This window comes from Desulfovibrio sp. ZJ369, from assembly GCF_011039085.1.
Lineage (GTDB): Bacteria > Desulfobacterota > Desulfovibrionia > Desulfovibrionales > Desulfovibrionaceae > Desulfovibrio.
The window spans coordinates 20,226-39,677 of sequence record NZ_JAAKEI010000024.1; the positions used below are offsets into that span (position 1 = coordinate 20,226).

General features: G+C 62.4%; 15 protein-coding genes and 1 riboswitch. Of the genes, 5 read left to right on the forward strand and 10 right to left on the reverse strand.

The window, feature by feature from the left end; genetic code table 11:
* The first annotated feature begins 34 nt into the window (after positions 1–34).
* Genes G7Y51_RS13885 through G7Y51_RS08915 form a run of 3 tightly spaced genes read left to right on the forward strand, consistent with a single transcriptional unit; the run spans position 35 to position 3,264 of the window.
* The gene (locus G7Y51_RS13885) at positions 35–664 is read left to right on the forward strand and encodes a DUF6056 family protein (protein ID WP_165176651.1); all 630 of its coding nucleotides are present in this window, start codon (positions 35–37) and stop codon (positions 662–664) included.
* Entirely contained in the window at positions 579–2,015 is a 1,437-nt protein-coding gene (locus G7Y51_RS08910; RefSeq protein ID WP_277424688.1) for a DUF6056 family protein, read from the forward strand. The genes G7Y51_RS13885 and G7Y51_RS08910 overlap by 86 nt, the downstream gene beginning before the upstream one ends.
* The gene (locus G7Y51_RS08915) at positions 1,978–3,264 is read left to right on the forward strand and encodes a phenylacetate--CoA ligase (protein WP_165176657.1); all 1,287 of its coding nucleotides are present in this window, start codon (positions 1,978–1,980) and stop codon (positions 3,262–3,264) included. Before G7Y51_RS08910 ends, G7Y51_RS08915 begins: the two co-directional genes overlap by 38 nt.
* Before the next feature lie 320 nt (positions 3,265–3,584).
* On the opposite strand, the gene G7Y51_RS08920 is transcribed toward G7Y51_RS08915, so the two are convergent.
* Positions 3,585–4,484 (reverse strand): sirohydrochlorin cobaltochelatase, encoded by a 900-nt coding sequence (locus G7Y51_RS08920; protein WP_165176660.1) that lies wholly within the window; start codon positions 4,482–4,484, stop codon positions 3,585–3,587.
* 40 nt (positions 4,485–4,524) lie between these two features.
* Positions 4,525–4,746: riboswitch (cobalamin riboswitch) on the reverse strand.
* A gap of 181 nt (positions 4,747–4,927) precedes the next feature.
* On the opposite strand from G7Y51_RS08920, the gene G7Y51_RS08925 reads away from it, so the two are divergent.
* Positions 4,928–6,640, forward strand: a complete 1,713-nt coding sequence (locus G7Y51_RS08925) for a 30S ribosomal protein S1 (RefSeq protein ID WP_165176662.1) — start codon at positions 4,928–4,930, stop codon at positions 6,638–6,640.
* Between the two features lie 119 nt (positions 6,641–6,759).
* On the opposite strand, the gene sppA is transcribed toward G7Y51_RS08925, so the two are convergent.
* The 9 genes from sppA to G7Y51_RS08970 form a co-directional block, all read right to left on the reverse strand.
* Positions 6,760–7,848, reverse strand: a complete 1,089-nt coding sequence (gene sppA, locus G7Y51_RS08930) for a signal peptide peptidase SppA (protein WP_206214293.1) — start codon at positions 7,846–7,848, stop codon at positions 6,760–6,762.
* A 148-nt stretch (positions 7,849–7,996) separates the two neighbouring features.
* Entirely contained in the window at positions 7,997–8,680 is a 684-nt protein-coding gene (locus G7Y51_RS08935; protein ID WP_165176664.1) for a Crp/Fnr family transcriptional regulator, read from the reverse strand.
* Between the two features lie 100 nt (positions 8,681–8,780).
* Positions 8,781–9,137, reverse strand: a complete 357-nt coding sequence (locus G7Y51_RS08940; protein ID WP_165176666.1) for a ferredoxin family protein — start codon at positions 9,135–9,137, stop codon at positions 8,781–8,783.
* 23 nt (positions 9,138–9,160) lie between these two features.
* Positions 9,161–10,936 (reverse strand): adenylyl-sulfate reductase subunit alpha, encoded by a 1,776-nt coding sequence (locus G7Y51_RS08945; RefSeq protein WP_165176668.1) that lies wholly within the window; start codon positions 10,934–10,936, stop codon positions 9,161–9,163.
* A gap of 13 nt (positions 10,937–10,949) precedes the next feature.
* Positions 10,950–12,464, reverse strand: a complete 1,515-nt coding sequence (locus G7Y51_RS08950) for a tripartite tricarboxylate transporter permease (RefSeq protein ID WP_165176670.1) — start codon at positions 12,462–12,464, stop codon at positions 10,950–10,952.
* A 25-nt stretch (positions 12,465–12,489) separates the two neighbouring features.
* A complete protein-coding gene (locus G7Y51_RS08955; RefSeq protein ID WP_165176672.1) occupies positions 12,490–12,960 on the reverse strand; it encodes a tripartite tricarboxylate transporter TctB family protein in 471 nt (156 codons plus the stop codon).
* A 9-nt stretch (positions 12,961–12,969) separates the two neighbouring features.
* Complete coding sequence (locus tag G7Y51_RS08960) at positions 12,970–13,914, reverse strand: tripartite tricarboxylate transporter substrate binding protein (protein WP_165176674.1); 945 nt, start codon at positions 13,912–13,914, stop codon at positions 12,970–12,972.
* A gap of 393 nt (positions 13,915–14,307) precedes the next feature.
* A complete protein-coding gene (locus tag G7Y51_RS08965; protein WP_165176676.1) occupies positions 14,308–15,987 on the reverse strand; it encodes an AMP-binding protein in 1,680 nt (559 codons plus the stop codon).
* A 158-nt stretch (positions 15,988–16,145) separates the two neighbouring features.
* Positions 16,146–16,715 (reverse strand): cupin domain-containing protein, encoded by a 570-nt coding sequence (locus G7Y51_RS08970; RefSeq protein ID WP_165066237.1) that lies wholly within the window; start codon positions 16,713–16,715, stop codon positions 16,146–16,148.
* Positions 16,716–16,886: 171 nt separating this feature from the next.
* Between G7Y51_RS08970 and G7Y51_RS08975 the strand changes: the two genes are divergently transcribed.
* Positions 16,887–19,328, forward strand: a complete 2,442-nt coding sequence (locus G7Y51_RS08975; RefSeq protein WP_165176678.1) for a carbamoyltransferase HypF — start codon at positions 16,887–16,889, stop codon at positions 19,326–19,328.
* Positions 19,329–19,452 lie beyond the last annotated feature (124 nt).

Below are 19,452 nucleotides of genomic sequence, written 5' to 3' on the forward strand. Positions count from 1 at the left end.
CCCTGGGGTATTCCGGACAATGGCGCGGGCAGTCATGATCGGCTTGGGGAATACCGTGGGGCAACGCGCGGGGAGCCGTTGGCATGCGCTGTCGGCCGCAGCGATCCTGGCGTACGGGCTGTTGGCCTGGTTTTGCGCGCATACCCCGTATATGTCCGACGACTACGTCTTTTCCAGGGGCACGGAGCAGCCTTTTGCCGAAATTATGGCTGGCGCGCCCGTGCGGCCGCAGGAAGCGGCTTCCGCGGCCGACGTGTTCCGGCGCTCCTTGCAGATGTACGGCACCTGGGACGGCCGCATAGGCAGTTTTCTGGTGCTTGGCGCAATCCTTGCCCTGCCCGGCTGGGTCTATGTGGCGCTGACGCCGCTGTTGATCATCGGGACGGCCTTTGCTCTGCTGCTGCATGTCTACGGAACGTCCTGGCGGCAGGAACTGACGGCCTCCCGTCTGCTGCTCACGCTTGGCCTGCTGGCGGTGGGCCTGCCCAGCTTCGGGAATGTCTATTTCTGGCGCACCGGCCTTGGTTATGCCGTGAGCCTGCTCGGCGCTGGCCTTTCTGCTGCCCTACCGCTTCCGGCTGGAAGCGCCGACACAATCACGCCCGCATCACCCGGCAGTTGTGGCCGCCTTTGCTCTTCTGGGTCTTTTCGTGGGCTGTATTGAATATCTCACGCCCATTTTGTGCGCTCTGCTGAGCGTGGCCGCCTGCGCCTGTTTTTATCACTGCGGCCGCAAGCAGGGCGGCGGGGGGCGTCTGGCCTTCTATGTTGCCGGAGCGGCAGGCGTTTGCCTGGGCTGCCTGATCGTTTTTCTCGCGCCGGGCAATGCGCAGCGCATGCTTTTGCGCACGCCGGAATTCCTGCAGTTTGGCCTTGCGGATAAAATAAGCGCCTTTCTTCTGCGCCTGCCCCAGGTCCAGATGCTGTTCTGGCTGCCGTATCTGATTCTGGGGTGGAGCCTGTATGTGCTGGCCCGCCGGGGCAAGCAAAGACTGTGGCGGGAGACGCCCGCTCTGACCTGGATATGCCTGGCCGCGGCAACGCTGGGCCAGGGAGCCTACCTTTTCGCGCCCGCGCCGCCCCAGCGGGCCTATACCGTCATTGCGGTTTTGCTGCTGATCGGGGCTTTGACGGCGGCGCGCCGGGCAATGCGCCTGCGTCCTTCCCCACCGGCTCCCGTCTGTTTTTCCTTCCGGCTTGCGCAGGCGGCGCGTCTGCTTTTCATTATCTGGTGTCTGGCCCTGATTCCCCGCGAAATGCTGCTGTTCCGGGCTGCGGACGCGGCCTGCCGGGAACGCGACGCGCTCTATGCGCAATCCGCGGGCCAGGCGGTCTGCGTGCCGCCCTTGCCGGTGCGCGGCGACCGTTACATGGTGCTGGGCTCTTACCAGCAGGATCTGGAATATGACCCGGACTTTTGGATCAACCAGGCCGTGGCCGCTGCCTGGAAGCTCAAATCCGTGGCGCTCTGCCCCCGGCCCGATCGTTGCCTGGGCCTTTCCGGCCCAGACCGGGGAGGCCCAAACCAACCGGATCTGACGGCCAGGCAGTACTGGGACCGGTTGGATCTGCGGCTGCGCCTGCCCCCGGATCAGGCTCGTCCCGATCAAGCGCATGTCTACTATTTCGGCAATCCCGGCCTGGCGCGCTGGCTGCCGCCAGCCTGGGCGGACGCTCTTGCGCGCTGGCTGGGCCGCGGCCAAAGCGCAAGCCTGCGGCACTGGCTGGTTCCCGTGTTTTTCGCCCGGGCCGACGCGGATCTGGTCTGGGCACAAAGCGCCGACGGCCGGGACGTGGGCCGCGGCAGCGCCAAGCTCTGGGGCCTGTACCCGCGGCACGCCCCGCTGTACCTGGTGCGGCCGGGCGCGTCCGCGGCGTCCCTTGAGCTGCTGCCCTTGCGGGATATGCCGGATTGCACTACACCACAGGCAGGCGCAGAACGCCCGCAACCGCAACAGGCAATCAAGGAAGGGCCAGATGCAGACAGCCCGCCGTTTCATACCGCAGCTCACTGACGAACAGATCCGCGAAAAGCAACTGCAAGGCCTGCGCTATACTCTGCGCCAGGCCCGCAATTCGCCGCAATACCGCGCCCGCCTGGACAGTTGCGGCGTGCAGCCTGAGGACATCCGCAGCCTGGATGATTTGCGCCTTTTGCCCACTTCGGACGTGGAGGATCTGCGCCAGGGCTATCCTTTGCCCCTGCTCTGCGTGCCGCCCAGGGAGGTGGTGCGCATCCACGCCTCCAGCGGAACAACGGGCAAGCGCAAGATTCTGGCGTACAGCCGCCGCGACATTGAGACCTTCAGCCTGCAGATGGCCCGTTGCTATGAATTGGCGGGCCTGACGCCCGATGACCGTATGCAGGTGGCCGTGGGCTACGGCCTGTGGACCGCCGGAGCCGGCTTTCAGCTCGGCAGCGAGCGCTTCGGCATGCTGACCATCCCGGTGGGGCCCGGCAACCTGGAAATGCATTTGCAACTCTTGCGGGATGTGGGGGCCACCTGTTTCGGGGCCACGGCTTCCATGGCCCTTTTGCTGGCCGAGGAAGTGGAGCGCGCCGGGCTGCGCGACGAAATCAGGCTGCGCAAAATGATCTGCGGCGCCGAGACGCGCAGCGAGAAAATGCGTCTGGCCATTGAGAGCAAGCTGGGCCTGGAAGGCAGTTACGACATCGCGGGCATGACCGAAATGTACGGCCCGGGCACGGCCATTGACTGCGACGCGCATACGGGCCTGCATTATTGGGCGGATCTTTTCATCATCGAAGTGCTGGATCCGGCCACCCTGCAGCCTGTCCCGGAGGGCGAAACCGGCGAAATGGTGGTCACCAGCCTGTGCAAAGAGGCCGTGCCCCTGCTGCGCTACCGCACCCATGATCTGACCCGCCTGCTGCCCGGCCCGTGCGCCTGCGGCCTGAACATGCCCCGCCATGATCGCATCCTGGGCCGTTCGGACGACATGATCATCTACCGGGGCGTGAATATCTATCCCGGGCAGATCATGGAAGTGATCAATGCCTTCCCCGATCTGGGCGGCGAATATCAGATAGCCTTGAGCCGGGACGAGCGCAGCCTGGATCATCTGACCCTGACGGTGGAGCGCGCCCAGAACCGGACATCCGGCGGGGACGCGGCCCTGGCCGAAGCTCTTGCGCGCCGGCTGCACAAGGCCATTTTGGCCCGCATTGAGGTGAAGGTGGCGGACTACGCCAGCCTGCCGCGCACCTTCAGCAAATCCAAGCGGGTCATCGACACGCGCTGATCCTCCGCCCGTATGCCCGTGCGCGGCGCGCGCCGGAGAGCGGTTTGCTGTTGAAAACGGCAACCGCTCTGGCGGCCGCGGGAGCGGACGCCCGCGCCGAATGAGCGTCCAGACCGCGTTGCGGTAGCCGTTAGCAAGCTTTGCTTGCTTACGGATAGCGACAGCGGTTGCGTTGGCTGGCTGCCGCAGTAACCAGTTGCTGTCTTCATCCGTAGCTTCCTTCGTCGCAACGGCTGAAGCCTGGACGCGAAATGATGGCAGCGCCGCTTTTGAAATTGAATAATTTCAAAAGCAAAATGCTCTAGTGTCTGCCCTGCGGCTTATTGCTTCCTGGGTTCTTTGGTCAGATCATCCGCGCTTTCCCTGGCGTGACGCACATATACCTTGCGCACGCCGGCCACTTCGCCCAGGCCTTTGAGTTCGCTTGCCACCTGAAAACCGGCTGCCTTGAGCCTGGAAGCCCAGGAGTCTTCATCGTGGCCGCTCAGATCGTTGCGCGCGTGGTCTCCGGCCACCAGCATGAGCGGTTGCAGCCAGACTTTTTTGACCTTGTGCGCCTTGAGCTCGGCAAGCAGATCCTCAAAGCCGCGCGCGCCTTCCACCGTGGCCATGAAGACCAGGGGGTCATTTTCCCTGAACAGCGCGCGCGTGCCTTCAAAGACCAGATCCGCCCGGCCGTGAGCCTGGCCGTGGCCCATGAGCACCAGTGCCTCATGCTGGCGGCGCTTGTCGCCCATGTTCTCCAGCACGGCCTGGGCCACTTCCAGAGCGTCCTGGCGCGATTCAAGAAGGGGGCGGCCCAGATAGACAGCCTCAAAGCGGCCGGGATGCTTTTGCAGATCAATGAGCACGGCCCGCTCTAGGGCCGTAAATTCCTCGCCGGGCATCACATGCAGGGGCTGCACGCGCGCCACCTTCACGCCGTCTGCGGCAAGTCTGGCCAGGCCATCACTGATGCCGCCCACAGGGCGGCCTTCGCTGGCCAGTTTGCGGCGGATGATCTGCGAAGTGTAGGCCCAGACCACGGGGCATTCCGGAAAGGCCTGGCGGAAGGATCCATCCACGGCTTTGAACGCGGGCAGGGCCTCGGGCACGCTGGTGCCGAAGGCCACCAGCAACAGTCCTTCTTTGGGGGCTTTTTCCGCGGCCTGGGCGGCAAAGGCCAGACCGGCCAGCATGACGACGGAAAGCAGAAAAGCGCGCAGGCAAACCTGCCTCATGGCAACCTCCTCAATAACGCGTTGAACAGGGTTTATGAAGGCGCGGCAAAACCGCGATGGCGGGTCTTCGGACTTGAGGGATATGGGGGCCTGCGCCCCGCGCCTCGGCTTCGCCTTCACCGCATCATATATGCGACTGGCTGTCATGATCCGGCGGGATCAAAGAAGCTTCGTACCCTCTTACCGCAGCGCGACTGTTTCCGACTTGCACGGAATTCCCCGCGTTCCGCGTGTACGGAACACCCGCGCGCCGCAAAAGTCAAGTCGTGGCGCGCCGCCGGAGCGGCTCTTCCCGGCTATTACGATAACATGACAAAATTATTGCACTTAATAGTTCAGATCCGTCTGTCCTGGGCTGTCGGCAATTAGATCTTGTGCTTTTCCGTTGTTTTTGATAGTTTTTCTCCCTCTCTCCGAGGGGAATTTATTTGGAGGCAAGGAATATGGCAGGTTCGGAAACCGGGCACGACAATGAAATAAACTTTGAAAGCGCCCTTGAAAACTATCTCAATCCCGACTTCGGCGACCTTGAGGAAGGCTCTATCACCAAAGGCGAGATTGTCCGCGTGGACGACGACAATGTGCTGGTGGACGTGAACTTCAAGTCCGAGGGGCAGATCCCCGCGGCCGAGTTCAGGGATCCGGCGGGCAACATGACCGTCAGCGTGGGCGACAAGGTGGACGTGTATGTGGTGCGCAAGAATGAAATGGACGGCACCATCACCCTCTCCTTTGAAAAAGCCAAGCGCATGCAGGTCTTTGACCAGCTTGAAGACGTGCAGGAAAACAACAGGGTCATCAAGGGCCACATCGTGCGCCGCATCAAGGGCGGCTACACTGTGGACATCGGCGGGGTCGAGGCGTTTTTGCCCGGTTCGCATGTGGATCTGCGGCCTGTGCCTGACATGGACGCCCTGGTGAACCAGGAATTTGAATTCCGCGTGCTCAAGATCAACCGCCGCCGCAGCAACGTGATTGTCTCCCGCCGCGTGCTCCTGGAAGAGGAGCGCGACTCCAAGCGTCAGGAGCTGCTGCGCACCCTTGAGGAAGGCCAGATTGTCCAGGGCAAGGCCAAGAACATCACCGAGTACGGCGTGTTTGTGGATCTCGGCGGCCTGGACGGCCTTTTGCATATCACGGATATGAGCTGGAAGCGCATCCGCCATCCCAAGGAAATGATCACCATGGGCCAGGAGCTGACCCTCAAGGTGCTTTCCTTTGATCGCGAGACCAACAAAGTTTCCCTGGGCCTCAAGCAATTGGTGCCCGATCCCTGGCAGGACATCTCCGCGCGCTTCCCCGAAGGCTCCAAATGCACGGGCAAAGTCACCAACCTGGTGGACTACGGCGCGTTTGTGGAACTGGAACCCGGCGTGGAAGGCCTGGTGCATATCTCTGAAATGTCCTGGACGCGCAAGTTGCGCCACCCCTCCCAGATGGTTCACACCGGCGACGAGGTGGATGTGGTCATTCTGGGCGTGGACGGCGAGAAGAAGCGCATCAGCCTGGGTATGAAGCAGGTCCGGCCCAATCCCTGGGAGCTGGTGGCCGAAAGATACCCCGAAGGCACTGTGCTTGAAGGCGTGATCAAGAACATCACCGAATTTGGCATGTTCATCGGCATTGAAGACGGCATTGACGGTCTGATCCACGTCTCGGATATTTCCTGGACCAAAAAGGTGCGCCATCCCAATGAGATGTTCAAGGTGGGCGACACGGTGCAGGCCAAGGTGCTCACCGTGGATCAGGAAAATGAAAAGTTCACCCTGGGCATCAAGCAGCTGGTGGATGACCCCTGGGGCCATGTGCCGGCCACCTATCCCGTGGGCTGCACCGTCAAGGGCACTGTGACCAATATCACGGATTTCGGCCTGTTTGTGGAAGTTGAGGAAGGCATCGAAGGTCTGGTGCACGTTTCCGAGCTTTCCAGCAAGAAGGTCAAGACCCCGGCGGAAATCTACAAGGAAGGCGATCAGATTCAGGCCAAGGTTATCCATGTCAGCGCCGAGGAGCGCCGCCTGGGCCTTTCCATCAAGCAGATCAAGGATGAAGAGGAACGCCGCAAGCCCAAGGAATTTCATTCCGGGCCGCAGGAAGCCGGGCAAAGCCTGGGCGATCTGCTCAAGCAGAAGCTGGAAGAAAACGAAAACAGCTAACCTGTTGCTGCATACTGGATTTGAAAGGGCATCCGCAAGGATGCCCTTTTTGTCTGCAACTGCCCTGCACCGGATGAGGTCGCTCCCGGCTCAGGGGCAGGCTTTTCCTCGAAATTCGCTCAGAACTGATAGAGAAAGGCCGGGGCACGCCATCCGTTGCCCGTGGCGTTGAGGCCGGAAAGAGCGGTTATGGCCGCAAGATCCAGGCCGAACCAGGATTTCAGGCCGGCCGTGAGCCAGGAATTTTTTTCGGGCCGGCGCAGCAGCTTGCGATCTGCCGGCACGCCGGTATGCTCGGCCAGCCAGTGCACGGCGGCTTCCTGACCGCCCATTTCGTCGACCAGTCCCAGCTTCAGGGCTTCCCGGCCGGTAAAAATCTTGCCGTTGGCCAATGCGGCGGCGCGCTCGCGCGGCATGTCCCGGCCCTGGGCCACAATGTCCACGAACTGCTCGTGCATGTCCCTGAGCACGCCCTCAAAATAGGCCCTGTCCTCAGGCGAGAGCGGATGCAGATAGGAACCGGCGTTCTTATACGGCGCGGTGACCAGGGTCTCCTGACCCACGCCGATCTTGCCCAGCAAGCCCTGCAGTTGCGGGATGTCCATGCGCACGCCTATGGAGCCGGTGACCGTGGAGGGATTGGCGAAAATCCGCTTTCCGGCCATGCTGACCATCAGGCCGCCTGAGGCGGCCATGGAGCCCATGCTCACCGCCACGGGCCGTTTTTTTGCCACGCGGGCCAGGGCGTCATATACTTCCTGCGAGGCGGCGGCCCCGCCGCCGGGCGAATCCACGCGCAGCAGCACGCCCTTTACACTGGGATCGCGTTCGATTTTGCGAATCCAGGCCAGAGTGGGCGCCACGTCCATGATCGGGCCGCGCAACGTGACCAGGGCCAGACGGTCGCCGCCGCTGAACAGGCTGCGGCCGGTCTCGTCCCTGCTGAAAATGAACAGGCAGATCAGCGTCAGCAGGATGGCGCCGCTCCAAAAGAGCAAAGGATGCCGCTTGCGGAAAGGCCGGCGCAACAGGCTTTTCCAGACCGGAGCCGGGATTTGCGCCAAAGGGCAGACCGCAACGCAGCCCGCGCCGGGCATTGCGGCAGCAGGCGCGGCCTGGGCCTTGGCTTCGGCCGCAACCGCCTGGTGGCCGGGTGCTGCGGCAGTGGGTTTGCCGTCAGAAGCAAGGGGAGACTGTTCGTTGCTCATGCACAAATGTACTACAGAACCGTTCCGGAGAAAAGAGGAAGTCGAGGCGGGCATGGCTTCGCCCTGCCCGCCGGAAGGCGCAGGCGAAACCGGTTATGCAGGAAAGGCACAGAGAGCGTCATGGACGGCGCGAGACGCGTTTTTTCGGTCAGCGCCGGTCAAGAAGCGCCTGGGGAGAGAGCAGGGTGATGCGCCGGTGTTCCACCCTGATGAGTCCGAGCCGCTGGAATTTTTTCAGGAGTTCGCTGACGGTGGGTTGCGTGGTGCCTGCGAGCTGGGCCAGGTGCTCCTGGGAGACGCGCATGGGCAACTGTATTTCCCGCTGCCAGCTTTCGGCGTCCGGCAGCATGTCAAAAGCGAGGGTTATCAGCACATTTGCCAGGCGATCCTCCACGTTGCAGGCCATAAGGTCGCGGATGGTGTCGCCAAGATGGCGGATGCGGCAGCCCAGGAGCGAGATGACGCGCCTGGCCAGAGGATAGCTCTCGCGCAGCAGGGCGTCAAAATCCTTCCTGCCGATGCGGTACAGCACTGCCGGCGTGAGGGACTGGGCATTGGCCTTGCGGGGATAGCCCTCCAGGACTTCCGAGATGCCGAAGAACTCACCCGCTCGCCGCAGGAAGAAGACGGGCTCCTTGCCCGATCCGTGCATGCTGAAGATGCGCACGAGGCCCGATGCGATATAGAAGCAGCTTTCCCCAGGGTCGGCTTCGTTAAAAATGATATCGTTTTTTTGCAGGCGAAGTTTTGTGGCCCGTTGCAGAAAAAGCTCCCGTTCCCGTTCAAGGCCGGTAAAAAAGTCCTCACCCTGCAAATGCCACAAGTTGTCCATGTGCGCCGCTGTACTCCTTGGATGGGGCTGTCCGGCCCGCTACGCGCGGCATGCCCGGCCTCTTTCACGGGCGGAAGGCAGTCGGCCAGTGACGCGGGTGCTACTGTTTTGCGCGTGGATCCTTCCGGCCGTCCCCGGTGTTCCTGTTGACGAATTTGTATACATATTCATTGCCGTGAATGTCCCGGCATTTCCAGGTGATGGAGTCGTGCCCCATGATGGGGCGCAGACTGGCCTTGAAATAGCCGAGCTGGTAGGGAATGCGCGTTTCCAGCGCCCCGGACGGGCAGACCTTGATGCATGACATGCAGTCCCAGCATTCCGAGGTGGCACGGCAATAGGCCTTTCCTGTTTCGGGCGAGACGGCCATGAGATCGCCGGGACAGGCATTTTCGCAAAAAGACTCCTCACGGCCGGCGCAACCTGTACATTTTCGAGTATCAACTTTCGGTGGCATGGTAAAGCTCCTGAAATGGTGGCTCAGGCCTTGCGCCTGTCTCCGGGGAGAAGTTGCTCATAAGGGCGGGTAAAGGTCTCGACCTTGCCGCTCAGGGGATTCTTGCGGGATTCGATGAAGCAGTCAAAGTGCTCGTCATCCCGTTCCGGATAATCCGAGCGCGTCTGCCAGCCGGCCCAGCGCGTCTCCTTGCGGGCCTTGAGGTGTTGAACCACTGCCTCGGCCACGTCCACCCGGTCCATGCTCTCAAGCGCCTGCATGAGTTCGTGCAGATCCTGGGCGCGCAGGTAGTGGAACTGGCTCTGGAGGATGGCGATATGCCGCAGCGCATAGTCCAGCCGTTCTTCATTGGTGCGGTAGAACTGGCTCACGCCCCCCGCGTATTCGTCCATGAGGCGTTGCAGGCGTTCCTTGAGTTCCACGGGGCGTATGCCATCTTCCTCCCGCCTCAGGAGTGGCGCGTACACGCGGGCCATCTCCGCTTCAAGCGCCGGTCTGTCGGGAGGGGGGGGACTGTGTCGGTCGCGCAGGTAGTGCACTGCTCCCCTGGCGGCGAGTTTCCCCTCTGCACAGCAACCTCCCACAAACTTGTTGGGGTTGCCGCCAGCAGTCTCGCCTGCGGCAAACAGGCCGGGGATGGTGGTCATGCGGTCCATGTCCACCCAGTAGCCGCCGCCCGTATGGCCGCCGAGGATGTAGGGATCTGACCCGTAGATTTCGATGGGCTCGCGGCTCGGATCCTGCCCCCGGCTGGCCAGGAAGAGGACGAAGGAAGGCCGTTCATTGAGATAATCCACAAGCATGGCGTGGGTTTTTTCCGGCGTGAGGCGCGTCGTGTCGCAATAACATGGGCCGCGACCGGCAAGCCATTCCTCCATGGGGGCATTGGCGCGGATGTAGCGCGGGGCCGCATCCCCTCCCAGCTCCGCATAGCGGCTCATGACGCGTTCATGCTTGCAGTTGATGATCGGCGCGCCGTAGCCGACGGAGATAGTATCGACAGGGCCACAGAAATCCTTGGTGCGCGTCGCCACCCATCGCTGCTCCAGGCTTGTGAGTTCCGCACCTTGCCGCAGCCCCAAGGCGTAGCCCGTGCCTATGCAGTAGGGGCACATCCAGATTTGTGCTCCGCTGTCAGTGGAGTCGGCGGTGTAGGACTTGTAGAGCGTGCCTGCCCCGCCCGTTGCCACCACAGTGGCCTTTGCCCGGAAGACATAGAACTTTCCGTCGCGCACACCAAGGCCCGTTGCGCCAACGCAGTGTCCTCCGGACATGAGCAGGCTCGTGGCGGTGACACGGTTGTAGACATCCGCGCCGCTCTCAAGGGCCTTTTCGGCCATGATGGGCTTGAGCTGCTCACCATGGATGGAAATATCCCATTGACCGCGATAGCGCACATTGCCGTTTTCATCCCGGAGGATGGGCAGACCCCAGCGCTCCAGATCCTCCACGCACTCGTTGAGTTCGCGCGCATTGGAAAGCGACAGGTCTTCCCTCAGTGGGCCGCCCCCCACCTGCGCTCTGCTCCACCGCACCAGGTCTTCGGGGGTCTTGCCCGGCGGGATATAGGTGTTGATGGCGTCCATCCCTGCGGCGCAGGCGCCGGAGCGCATGATCTCGGCCTTTTCCATGATCACGATCTTCAGCCCGGAATCAAGCCGGGCGGCTTCGATGGCCACGAAACAGCCGGCGTTGCCGCCACCGATGATGAGCAGATCGCAGTCTATTTCCGCAACCTCTATCTCTGCCAAGGACTTGGGGGTGAATTGCCGCATCCTGGGGGCACTGATATTGGCCATGTTTGTCTCCGCGTTATGGTTGTTCGTGACTGGCCTGTGCGGCGTTTCGACTGCCGGAACGCCCGGAGCGCCCGGCTATCCAGATGGCAAGCGCCATGAGCGCGAGGGCCACCGGCCGTTCAAGGATCATCCAGGGGTTTTGCTCCGAGGCGATGAGCACCTGCTGGAGCGATGTCTCCCAGATGGGGGCAAGAATGAAGCCTATAATCAGGCAGATGATGGAATAGTCAAATGTGCGCATGAGCCAGGCAAGGACCGTGAAAACCAGCATCAGTGTCACGTCAAAGGCCGAATACTGCGCAAGATAGGAACCCATCATGCAGGTCAGGATGATGATGGGATACAGGATGGCTGGAGGAATCTGCACCACCCGGCAGAATGCCTTCAGGCCGACCCTGCCCGCGCCCAGCAGGAAAAGGTTGGCCAGGATCAGGCTGCCATAGATGGAATAGATGAACTGCGCGTTCTGCTCAAACATCAGGGGGCCAGGGATCATGCCGTGGATGACGAAGGCCCCGATGAGCAGGGCTGCCGCCACATTGCCCGGGATGCCAAGGGTGAAAAGAGGAATGAGGCTGGCAGCGACCACGGCGCTGTTGGCAGATTCCGACGCGGCGATACCCTCGATGTTGCCCTTGCCGAAGGTCTGCGGCTCCCTGGAATGCTTGACGGTCTGGTCATAGGCGAAGAACGAGGCAACCGGCGCGCCCAGGCCGGGCAGGGCGCCCACCACGGTGCCGGCCAAGGACGAGCGCAGCAGCGTCCGCGCGCAGCCGAGATATTCCTTCCAGCTCACGCGGTTGTCTTCCGGCCGCGAAGAAAAGGACACGGCAGAGGAAGATTGCGCAGGGTCAAGTTTTTGTCCGATCTGGCTGATGATTTCGGAAAAGGCGAGCATGCCGATACCGATGGGGATGAGCGAGATGCCCCGCTCCAGCTCGGTGATGTCCAGCGTCAGCCGCGGCAGGGCCGAGACCGGCTCCATACCTATACAGCCGATGAGGATGCCCAGGGCTGCAGCCATAAGCCCGCGCAAAAGGGATTTTGTCCCCAGCCCGGCGATGATGGTCATGGCCATGCAGATGAGGGCGAAGATCTCCGGCGGCCCCATATAGAGCGCCACAGCGGCCAGGGGGGCGGCCACGAGGATGAGGACGACGGTGGAGAAGGCGTCGCCGCTCACCGAGGCATAAAGCGCCATGCGGAGCGCCTTTTGCCCCTTGCCCTGGAGGGCCAGAGGGTGCCCGTCCCAGGTGGTGGCGGCGGCTTCGGGAGTTCCCGGCGTATTGAGCAGGATGCCCGAAATGGAGCCGCCGAAGAAGGCTCCTTTGTTCAGCCCCACCAGGAAGCCGATGGCCGCCACCGGGGACATGTAGTATGAAAGTGGCACGCAGAGCGCGATGGCCATGGGGCCGTTGACGCCGGGGATGGCCCCGGCGATCATGCCGAAGACCACCCCCAGAAAGACAAAGAGCATATTGAGCGGGGCAAGCGCCGTGGCAAGCCCGTTCAGCATCATTTCCAGCATTCGTATCCCCTTTGTGCACAGATGTTCACGGCATGGGTACTCCGAGGGCAAAGCGCATGAGCGCCCAGATCGTGAGCACAGGGAGCACCGAAACCAGGATCAGGGGGAGCGGCCTGCGTTGTCCGCACAGCCACTGGATCAGGAGCATGAAACCGATGCCCGCCGGCACAAAGCCGACTGACGCCATGGCAGGCATCAGGAGGGCGCAGGGAGTCACAAAGATGAGCAGGTACAGCCACCCCCGCGTTTTTTTCGGAGTCCCTTCCGGCATGGGGGCACGCTGCCCGCGTGTCTTCCGGAAAAACAGGAAGGAGCGCGCAAGACCCCAGAGAGACAGCGCCAGCAGGATGCCGGCAGCCACGTTTGGCACGAGGCTGGGCGGCATGCCGTAGCCCGGCCAGGGCGGCGACCATGCAGGGATTATCCAGACGAGGAGCAGAAGGCTCACAACAGCCATTCCCGCATAGCCGCAGGCGTCTCTCTGTGCGGTGGACATCCTTGCCTCCTAGTTGTGGCCGGCGGTCTGGGCCTTGATGCGATCGGCAGTGGTGTTGATATAGTCGGCGGCATGCTGCGCGCCGAATTTTACTGGAGCCATGCGGAGCTTCTCGACGATGAATGCCTGGAGATTCTTGTCTGCGGCGAGCGCGGCAACGGCCTCGTCCAGGCGCTTGCGGACATTCGGAGGCAGGTTCCGGGGCGCCACAAGGGCGATGAACATCTCCACAGATTCGTCCCATCCCTGCTCTTTCAGGGTGGGGATTTCCGGAAGCTGCGTCAGGCGCTGCGGCGTGGTCGCGGCCAGACACTTGAGCTTGCCGCCCTGCACATAGTCGAAGAGGATGGCGCCCGCATGTCCGAGGTCAGCATGACCGCCCATGACTGCCGAGATGACGGAAGGGCCGCCGGTACTCGGCATGAGCGAAAGCGGGACGCCTTCCTTGGCGGCGATGCGGCGCATGGCGTCCCTGTCATCGGAACCCTGGAACATATAGGTCAGGCCCTTGCCTTCCTTTTTTGCCCAGTCGAATGCGTCCCTGAGCGTCTTCCAGGGCCGGTCGGGCGCGCAGATGATGCCGCTTTGGTTGAGTCCCAGCAGGGTGAGGTAGGTAAAGTCGTCGGGGCTGTATTTGGTCCTGGTGACAAAGGGAGAATAGGTGAACGCCGCCGTAGCTGAGGTTCCGAGGGTATATCCATCGGGCTTTGCGTGGGCAACCTCGGTGGCCATGACGCTGCCGTGCGAGCCGCCGGGCATGTTGCTCACGAGGACAGGTTGACCAAGTTCGTTTTTGAGCGACTCGGCCACGGCCCTGGTCAGCAGGTCAATCTGGGCGCCGGGGCCGGTCATGGTAAGCAGCTTGACGGGCCGTTCCGGCCAGGAGGAGGCTGCATGTGACGGAACAGCGAAAAACAGTCCCAAGACAAGCGCAGACAGGATGAACTTTTTCATGACGTCTCCTTGTGAAAGAGCAGTGAAAATGCCGGTCGTTCCAGCTGAATACCACCGCCCCTTTCCTCTTTCTATCAGCCACGCCATAAATCGTGAAAAAATTTGCAAGCACGAGGCGGAACGCGAAAGGGAGAAGGCGGCGAGGGCACGGCGTGCACCAAGGGGCAGGCGAAAACGGGAGGGGCTGAAAATTTTGTCAATGAGGGCATGTGAATAGCGCGGAAAGCGGGAGAAAAAGGAAGGCCGGGAGCAGAACTTGTGCTGACTGGCGGAAGCATCCCCCGAAAGGGGTTAATTAACGGAGTTAGAGCATTTTGCTTTTGAAATTGAATAATTTCAAAAGAAAAATGCTCTAAAGTGGAGTTGGCTGTGATTATAACAGATTGAGATATTTTATTTTTCCATGGCTTCGGGCCAGCGTTCGGCGGCTATCTCCCGCAGTTTGTATTTCTGGATTTTGCCGCTGGCCGTCAGCGGAAAGCCGTTCACCAGAGCAATATATTTGGGAATCTTGAACCTGGAGATTTTACCCCTGCAAAAGTCGCGCACGTCTTCGGGCAGCAGCTCCACGCCGGGCCTGGGAATCACAAAAGCCCCGACTTCTTCGCCGTATTTGCGGCTGGGCACGGCCACCACCTGCACATCAAGCACGCCGGGCATCTGGAGCAGAAATTCCTCCACCTCGCGGGGGTAGACGTTTTCGCCGCCGCGGATGATCATGTCCTTGATCCGGCCGGTGACCCGCACATAGCCGTGCTCGTCCATGACCCCCAGATCGCCGGAGTGCAGCCAGCCCTCCGGGCTGATGGCCCTGGCCGTGTCATCGGGCATTTTATAATAGCCCTTCATGACATTGTAGCCCCGGCAGAGGATTTCGCCCACTTCGCCGCGCGGCAGCTCCTCGCAGGTTGCGGGATCGCCCACGCGCACCTCAATGCCCGGCATGGCGCAGCCCACGGTTTCGCAGCGCACGGGCAGGGAGTCGTGAATGTCCGACTGGGTCATCACCGGCGAGGCTTCGGTCAGGCCGTAACAGATGGTGATCTCCTTCATGTACATGTCTTCCACAACCCGGCGCATGAGCGGTTCCGGGCAGACCGAACCGGCCATGATCCCGGTGCGCAGGCTGGAAACGTCGAAACGCTTGAAAAGCTTGTGCTCCAGTTCAGCCAGAAACATGGTGGGCACGCCGTAGAGCGCGGTACAACGCTCCCCGTCCACGGCGGCCAGCACTTTCAGGGGGTTGTAGGATTCCAGGATGACCATGCAGGTCCCGTGGTTGACGCAGGCCGAAACGCCCAGCACGCAGCCGTAACAGTGAAAAAGCGGCACGGGCAGGCAGAGGCGGTCCTGTTCCGTGAAGCCCTGATGGCGGCCGATCCAGTAGCCGTTGAGGCCCACGCCCACATGGGTCAGCATCACGCCGCGCGGAAAGCCCGTGGTGCCCGATGTGTACTGCATGTTGATCACGTCCCAGGGATCCAGGGAAGCCTGGCGGGCCTGGTATTCCGCATCATCCACCATCACGGACAGGGCCAGGATTTCCGGCACGGAATACATGCCGCGGTGCTTTTCCGCGCCCAGAAAGCAGACCCGCTTCAAATGCGGCAGGCTCTTGCAGACAAAGGCGTCGCGCGCCTGCACCCGCAATTCGGGCGCTATCTTGTAGAGCGTGTCGATGTAGTCGTGATCGCGCAGGCTGTCGATCAGAAAAATGTTTTCGCATTCGGACTGGGTGAGCAGATAGCGCAGCTCATGCTCCCGGTAATTGGTGTTCACCGTGAGCAGCACGGCCCCGATCTTGGCCGTGGCAAACTGCAAGGCCACCCAGTAGGGCACATTGGTGGCCCAGACCGCCACTTTTTCGCCCTTCTGCACCCCGAGCGCCATAAGGCCCTTGGCGAACTGATCCACCACGTCGGCGAATTCGCGCCAGGTCTGGCGGTAGTCGCGATCGGCATAGACCACGGCCTCGCGTTCGGGAAAGCGGGCCACGGTTTCGTCCAGAATCTGCCCCAGGGTCCGTTCGCGCAGTTCAAACAAGGCCTGCCGCTCGCGTACTTTTTCGTCCATGTGCGTCTCTCTGTTTGCCCGCCGTGCGGCGTGCCGTTGAAAAAAAATCGTGGATACCTTCGGGCGCGGCCGATCCGCGCTATGATCAGCCCGGTGGCGTCGGGCGTCGCGGGCAGCGGGGCGGATGCCGCAGGGATCTGCTTCAAAAGCACTATGCTCTAAGGATTATAGGCCACCGCCAGTATTTCCACCGGCTCGTCCCCGGCCGCGCCCACAAAATGCGGCACAATGGAGTTGTAGTATATGGTCTCCCCGGCTGTGAGCACATGGTTTTCCCGGCCATAGACCACCAGCAGCTCGCCCTTGAGCACCAGAATGAACTCCTCGCCCTGATGCGAGGTGGTTTTGCGTTCGCCGGTCGGCTCCGGGGAAATTTTAATGTAAAAAGGCTCCATGTTCCGATCGTTCTTGCCCTTGCCCAGGGCATGATACACATAGCTGGGGCGGGGGATGCGCCCGGTGTGCAGGGCTTCGTCCGCTTCGCTGCCGTCAAGGCGCGAGATGATCGGATCGCGGCTGAATTGATCGTCCAGGAAAGTGCCCAGACGAACGCCCAGCGCGCGGGCCACTTTCTGCAGCGGGCCGATGCTCGGGTAAATGGCGTCGTTTTCCAGTTTGCCGAGAAATTCCGTGGTCAGGCCGGTGTTTTGGGCCAGGGTTTCCAGATCAACCTCGCGCTCCTCGCGGAACGCGCGGATACGGGAGCCGATGGTGCGTGCGGCGGGCATAGGCGCTCCTGATTGTCTCGTTGGGCTGTGATACGGACAGATGCGATTGTCATGAGTATGCTGTCATGAATAGCAGAAGAAGCGGCGGACCCGCAAGAGCGGCCCTTGCCCTGTTGCCTTGAGCGCTTGAACAGTCTGGCGCAAGGGCCGCTCTTCGGATAGAGTGAAAAGATGGATGCAACGCAAATAACACGACGGGCTTTTGTGGCCGCGGGGCAGGTGCAGGGCGTGGGCTTCAGGCCTTTTGTCTACCGTCTGGCTCAGGAGGAAGGGCTTACCGGCACGGTGGGCAACACTTCCGAGGGCGTGCGCATGGAAGTGCAGGGCGCGTTGCAGGCCGTGGCCCGTTTCGGCCGCCGCCTGCGGACGGAGCTGCCGCCTCTGGCCCGGCTTGTGGCCCTTGCGGAAGAAGAGCTTGAGCCGCTGCCCGGCGAGGCGGCCTTTGCTATCGTGCCCAGCAGCGGGCACGCCGGGCACAGCGTGCTGGTCAGCCCGGACATGGGCGTCTGCCCGGATTGCCTTGCGGAAATGCGCGATGCCGCCAACCGCCGTTACCGCTATCCTTTCACCAACTGCACCAATTGCGGCCCGCGTTACACCATCACCCGCTCCATTCCCTATGATCGGGCCGTGACCTCCATGAGCTGTTTTCCCCTCTGCCCGGAATGCGCGGCTGAATACGGCAACCCAGGGGATCGACGCTTTCACGCCCAGCCCATTGCCTGCCCTGTCTGCGGCCCGCGCCTCTGGTTCGTGGATGCCGCCGCAGCCGCAAGCGGCCACACCGTCCCCGTAGCGGCCAATCAGCGTGAGGCTTTGGCCCGCGCTGCGCACATTCTGTTGAGCGGGGGCATTCTGGCGCTCAAGGGCCTGGGCGGTTTCCAGCTGGCCTGCGACGCGCGCAATGCCCAGGCCCTGCGCGAGCTGCGGCGGCGCAAGGCCCGTCCGCACAAGCCATTGGCCCTGATGGCGGCTGATCTGACGGCAGTCCGCAGCCTGTGCCGCCTGACGCCCGAGCATCAGGCCCTGTTGCAAAGCCCGGAAAAACCGATTGTGCTTTGCCCTTGCCTGCCCGGCGTCTTGCCGCGGGAAGTGGCCCCGGACACGCGCAGTGTGGGGCTGATGCTGCCGTACACGCCTTTGCATGCGGTTTTGTTCGATTTGCTGCAAGAACGGATGGAGCTGCCGCCCGTGTTGGTGATGACCTCGGCCAATGCCAGCGGCGAGCCCATCTGTCTGGGCAACCGTGAGGCCCTGGCGCGCCTGCGCGGCCTGGCCGATGCCTGGCTGCTGCACGATCGGGATATTCTGGCGCGTGTGGATGACAGCGTGCTCGCCGTGGCGCCCATAGCGCCGCGCCCGGCCGTGGCGCGGAGCGCGCGCGCCGGCCTTGCGCGGCCCGGCGTGTCAGGCCACGGCGCGGCGGGCGGGGAGTCCGGCTGCCGGGGCGTGGAGCCGCTTTTTTTTCGGCGGGCCCGCGGCTATGTGCCGCGCCCGGTCTTTCTGCCCGACGACGGGCCTGCGGTTTTGGGCGCCGGGGCCGAGCTCAAGGGAACCCTCTGTCTTACGCGCGGGCGCGAAGCCTTTGTAAGCCAGCATATCGGAGATTTGGAAAATCCGGCTACCCTGGGTTTTTACGAAGAGGCGGCGGCCCATTTGGAAAAGCTTCTGGAAGTGCGGCCCAAAGCCGTTGTCTGCGATCTGCATCCGGATTTTCTCTCCACCCGCCATGCCGAGGCGCGCGCCGCCCAGGACGGACTGCCGCTCTGGCGGCTCCAGCATCACGCGGCCCATGCGGCCTCGGTGCTGGCGGAAAACAGGCAGTATGCCCCTGCTCTGGCGCTCTGTCTTGACGGCACGGGCCTGGGCGAGGACGGCAGCATCTGGGGCGGCGAGCTGTTGCGCATGGATCTGCGCACGGCGCAATGGAGCCGTCTGGGGCGGCTGAGCCCTTTTGCGCTGCCCGGGGGCGAGGCGGCCATCCGGGAGCCCTGGCGCATAGCCCTGGGTCTGCAACGCCAGGGCCATTTTTCCGGCCTCTCGCCCTGGGAGCGGGAGTACGCGGCTGCTGCCACGGCAGTGGAAGAAATGCTGCTTCGCGGCGTCAACTGCCCGCAGACATCCAGTTGCGGCCGCCTGTTTGATGCCGTGGCCGCCCAGTTGGGCCTCTGCCTGGCGACCAGCTACGAGGGCCAGGCGGCCATCCGCCTGGAAGCGGCCGCGCAGGAAACCGCCTTGCGGACGGAAGCCCCGTGGCCCGTGGTGCTCAGAGAACGTGACGGCCTGCTGGAACTGGACAGCGCGGCGCTTTTCGCGCAGGTGCTGGAAGAGCAAAAGGCCGGTTGCGCCCCGCAAGGCATTGCGGCGCGTTTTCATCTGAGCATGGCGCAGGGTTTCGCTGCCCTGGCCGCGGCCGCGGCGGATGCGGCCGGGCTCGACAGCGTGGGGCTTTCCGGGGGCGTGCTGCAAAACGCCATTCTGGCGCATCTCTTGCCCGAAGCATTGGCGGATCTGGGCCTTGTCCCGCTCACGCACCATGAACTGCCGCCGGGCGACGGCGGTCTTTCTCTGGGCCAGGCGGTCTGGGGCCGTTGCCTGCTGCGTCGGAGTTAGAGCAATTTGACTTTTATTTTATTTAGAAATCGTTTAGATTGCAGAGATGAAATTTGCATCTGAAGAAATCCGAACCAAGGCTGTTCATGCGTATCTTGATGGAAAAGCAACAGCCAGGCAATTG

Bases quoted from the DNA above. Each gene is read 5' to 3' on its own strand.
- G7Y51_RS13885 (WP_165176651.1), top strand. From the start codon at position 35: ATGATCGGCTTGGGGAATACCGTGGGGCAACGCGCGGGGAGCCGTTGG.
- G7Y51_RS08915 (WP_165176657.1), top strand. From the start codon at position 1,978: ATGCAGACAGCCCGCCGTTTCATACCGCAGCTCACTGACGAACAGATC.
- G7Y51_RS08920 (WP_165176660.1), bottom strand. From the start codon at position 4,484: ATGAGGCAGGTTTGCCTGCGCGCTTTTCTGCTTTCCGTCGTCATGCTG.
- G7Y51_RS08925 (WP_165176662.1), top strand. From the start codon at position 4,928: ATGGCAGGTTCGGAAACCGGGCACGACAATGAAATAAACTTTGAAAGC.
- sppA (WP_206214293.1), bottom strand. From the start codon at position 7,848: ATGAGCAACGAACAGTCTCCCCTTGCTTCTGACGGCAAACCCACTGCC.
- G7Y51_RS08935 (WP_165176664.1), bottom strand. From the start codon at position 8,680: ATGGACAACTTGTGGCATTTGCAGGGTGAGGACTTTTTTACCGGCCTT.
- G7Y51_RS08940 (WP_165176666.1), bottom strand. From the start codon at position 9,137: ATGCCACCGAAAGTTGATACTCGAAAATGTACAGGTTGCGCCGGCCGT.
- G7Y51_RS08945 (WP_165176668.1), bottom strand. From the start codon at position 10,936: ATGGCCAATATCAGTGCCCCCAGGATGCGGCAATTCACCCCCAAGTCC.
- G7Y51_RS08950 (WP_165176670.1), bottom strand. From the start codon at position 12,464: ATGCTGGAAATGATGCTGAACGGGCTTGCCACGGCGCTTGCCCCGCTC.
- G7Y51_RS08955 (WP_165176672.1), bottom strand. From the start codon at position 12,960: ATGTCCACCGCACAGAGAGACGCCTGCGGCTATGCGGGAATGGCTGTT.
- G7Y51_RS08960 (WP_165176674.1), bottom strand. From the start codon at position 13,914: ATGAAAAAGTTCATCCTGTCTGCGCTTGTCTTGGGACTGTTTTTCGCT.
- G7Y51_RS08965 (WP_165176676.1), bottom strand. From the start codon at position 15,987: ATGGACGAAAAAGTACGCGAGCGGCAGGCCTTGTTTGAACTGCGCGAA.
- G7Y51_RS08970 (WP_165066237.1), bottom strand. From the start codon at position 16,715: ATGCCCGCCGCACGCACCATCGGCTCCCGTATCCGCGCGTTCCGCGAG.
- G7Y51_RS08975 (WP_165176678.1), top strand. From the start codon at position 16,887: ATGGATGCAACGCAAATAACACGACGGGCTTTTGTGGCCGCGGGGCAG.